Source organism: Parendozoicomonas verongulae, assembly GCF_009711465.1.
Classification (GTDB): domain Bacteria; phylum Pseudomonadota; class Gammaproteobacteria; order Pseudomonadales; family Endozoicomonadaceae; genus Sansalvadorimonas; species Sansalvadorimonas verongulae.
Genome location: NZ_SMME01000686.1, coordinates 676 through 4,377, shown reverse-complemented (window position 1 = coordinate 4,377; position 3,702 = coordinate 676). Strand labels below are relative to the sequence as shown.

General features: G+C 51.7%; 3 protein-coding genes. All 3 read left to right on the top strand.

Annotated elements, in window-relative coordinates:
• Positions 1-434 (top strand): hypothetical protein (locus E1189_RS02850; protein WP_230460086.1); only part of this gene is annotated, 434 nt, incomplete at its 5' end.
• Positions 435-543: 109 nt separating this feature from the next.
• Entirely contained in the window at positions 544-2,304 is a 1,761-nt protein-coding gene (locus E1189_RS02845) for a hypothetical protein (protein WP_196221112.1), read from the top strand.
• 183 nt (positions 2,305-2,487) lie between these two features.
• Positions 2,488-3,702 (top strand): hypothetical protein (locus E1189_RS02840; protein WP_230460085.1); only part of this gene is annotated, 1,215 nt, incomplete at its 3' end.

Below are 3,702 nucleotides of genomic sequence, written 5' to 3'. Positions count from 1 at the left end.
CAACTTCCAGCTCACAGAGAGAGCGGATAACAAAGTCAATGCAGGGGATATGTCCAAAGGCTTTCCGTGATTACCTTGCAGATCACGATATCACTATATACTGGATTGACCCAGAACATCAGCGGCATAAAATTGCACATTTTGCCAAGTGGACAGGGAAACTGGAAGCCTATGGGGAGCATACTGACACTCTCTATCACTCAGGCAGCGTGACATTCCAGCAGTTCACGAAGGCGATAGGGGAAAACCATGCCACCTTTTCCATAGTCATCTCTCCATCGAAATCACAGAGTAGACACCCAAGAGGCTATACAAAACTTCCAGAGCTGGAAGATGAAGCAGCGCAAAGTATGCCAAAAGTACTTCAGGCGTTTCAGGATCTCCATTTTCCGATTCCCTTACCATCAGAACCATCAGGAAAAACAGAGCCTTGACTGAGCTTCAGGCCAGGAGCAGTTACTATACTGCTGCTCCAGCCTACACGATGGCATCTGAGTTATGTCTCCTTCGATACTGCTTCACAGTGAAAACATACGACAAAGGTTGATATTTCAAACCTTACTATTTTTCCTGCTGATTGCAGCCTTGTGTTCTTTTGCTTACAGCAGCAGTGAAGGCAAATTCAGAAAGAAATATACGCGACTGGTGAATGAAGATCCCGCTGCCGTCAGGGCAGGGCTCGGCCAGCCGCTGACCATCAATTTTTACGCCAGTGGGCAGTCACCGTTGAAGGGATTGGTGCCCGATCCCCGGACGCCACTGCCCGACGGGCAGCTGGAAAAGGATGACTGGCTGGCCAGGGACTGCAAGGAACCCGGCTATCTTGAAGAGTTCAGCTGCTTGCAGGCCCGGCGGTCTGAACTGGAAGCGCGGGGAGAAGAGTTCTGTTTTCCGCCGCTTATGACAACGCTGCGCAATATGTGCCGTTTTATCGATCACATAAGAGCCGGCAAGCAATTTGATGAGCGTCTGACAGCGAAGGAGCATCAGGCGCTGGCCTGGACCCGTGAGAGAGCTTGCGAGCTGAAGGCGGCCGGTGCTCCCTACAGGCGTACGGTCTGTCTGGCGCTGGCACTCATGAGTGTGTATGAAGTCATGACCGACCGCCAGGTGCTCGGTCCTCTGTCCGCTACCAGGCCAAAAGTCTTCGCGCAGCACATCCATAGAGTGACAGGCTGGTCCCGCCACCTTGAGCAGGGCAAGCAGGCTGCGGCCGGCGAGGCGCTGCCGGTTGCCACACTGGACCCACTCAAGGTCGCGGTCGAAGTATCTGGCGGCCACCAACGGGCTGGTGGCAGTGAGTGGAGCGAGCCCTTCGATCACTATGGCCTGTGTCGGCTATGGGACAGTCTGTATATCTATCTCGGGACACAACACCTGCTGCTGTATCCTTCCTTTGAAGAACTGGATATTGCCGACTTCTGCCTGTTGAGTCATCTGGGCATACACCCTGTCGGCCTGATGACGCGCTATGCACTCAATGCCGACGGTTTCATGATGGCCCCGCTGGGGCTTGCCTGCCATGACCTGTGGCACGTCCAGCAGCAGGAGGAGCTGGGGGCGCCTGAGTATCAGTCAGACACCCGGGTCGGATCGACCTTGTGTCGTCGTGACCGGCGGCTCGGCTGGCGCTCTCTTTTGCTCGACCAGCTGCCAGCCAGCCTTGTGTCCTTGCATCTTGAGCCGGCACTCCACCTGTTTCTGTTTCAGCTGATTCATGAATGCCCGGCCAGACAAGCCGTTACCGATTATCTTGAACAGGGGTCAGGCTCTTTTGTCCGCTGCCTGAGCCGTCTCGCAAAGGCGCGCCGGGAAGATCGCAACGGTTATGTCAAACGCTACAGCGGTGTCACCGACAGCGAGGCGGCCATGGCTGCACTTTGGGCCCTGCGTTTGTGGCGCAGCTGGCAAGCGGCTGGCTTTCGTCCGCTGGCAGCGGACAGGCTCGAGGCGTTTGCGCAGGAGTTTGTGGGCAAGGACCTGCCCCGCTTGCAGGAACATCTGGATTTTGTCGGGCAACACCGGCCGGCATTGCGTCAGCTGTTTGCCGACCTTTTTGGCAGTCAGACAAACGATGACGGCCATTTTCAAGTCAGCTTCACTCCCGACTTCAAGGAGCTTCTGGACATGAAGCTGATGTTTGCCTCCTGTCATTCACCCAGTGGCCTGAACAATCTGGACTATACAGACATAGCCTATTTTGCCGCGCTGCGGTCACCGGCACTGTGCCAGAAGATAGCCGACAAGCTGGGCACCGCCTTGCCTTGCCGTGAGGTTTTCATCATTGCGCCCTTCGGGGCCTGATCAACACGCCAGTTCCCGCGGCTGGTACGTGAGGCACCATCTAGAACCATCAGGAAAAACAGAACCTTGACCGAAGTTCAGGCCAGGAATCAGTAACTATACTGCTGCTGCAGCCTACACGATAGTATCTGAGTTATGTGCCCTTCGATACTGCCTCACAGTGAGAACATCCGACAAAGGTTGATGTTTCAAACCTTACTATGTTTCCTGCTGATTGCAGCCTTATATTCTCTTGCTTACAGCAGCAGCGAAGGAGAAATCAGATCGAAATACACGCAATCAGTGAATGAGGAGGAGCATGAAGGATATGACAGACAACCAGAGCCTCTCCCGGTTTATAGTGAGGCTGCCGGAGCAGAGTACCTTGAAGTTGATAGTCACAAATATCGAGTACAGTTCATGGGCGATATTCCTGTTTCAACTAGCAGCGAATATCGGGGTCATCAGTTTTCAGACATAACGTATGGAGATATTGGCTCCCCAGCGGATCTCCCTCCTGGCAGTTACTTTAAAACTCGGGTCACTTTCTCTGTCGTAGGTCATGATTGGAGCCATCAGGGACGTTACACTATAGACATATGGCTTTTCCCAAATGGCCTCCCGGGAAAACATTATCAAAGCAAGATATTGGCTGTTCCCCATAACCTTCTGAAAATTGACGATCACGAACCTCCCACAGCCGGACCCTGCCATATATCGACTATAAGGCCTGAAGAGATCAAAGTTTATAGCTTTGCTTCAATTCTCAGCCTTGAGGCTCCCTTCAGCAAAACACACAAAACGATAGCAAAAAAGTTTTTTCTAACATCTCAACCGAAGCAAATATTAGAGCTTGGATCATTCCATGACTGGAGGACATTCACAGATCAGTTTAACCAGGTCACCCTAAGGCTCACGACTTCACAGGAGACTTTACTCAAACAAGATAATGCAGTTACAAGTGAGTATGGACATCAATATTCTTTTTCTGTCCCCCGAAGTCATTTTGACACTAATTACAACCCAAAAGGCGAAGCGAAACTCGGAAATCATTCCCCCATACAGACCCCTGGAATCCAGTTTAATGACATTATAATCAGGCTTGAAATACATGTGGTGAGAGGCAAGATTGCTGCCAGAGTGAAGTCTATATTCTCATACAGATCACTCAAAGCCTCCCTTGAGAAGGCCACCTCAGAAACAGTGGTAACGGCTTCCGGATCGCAGAGAGAGCGGATAACAAAATCAATGCGGGGTATATCTTCAAGAGCCCTCTATGAGTTCCTTGCAAATCACGATATCTCTGTGTACTGGATTGACCCAGAGCATCAGCAGCATAAAATTGCACGTTTTGGCAAATGGGCAGGGAAACTGGAAGTCTATGGGGAGCATACTGAAACCTTCTATCACTCAGGCAAT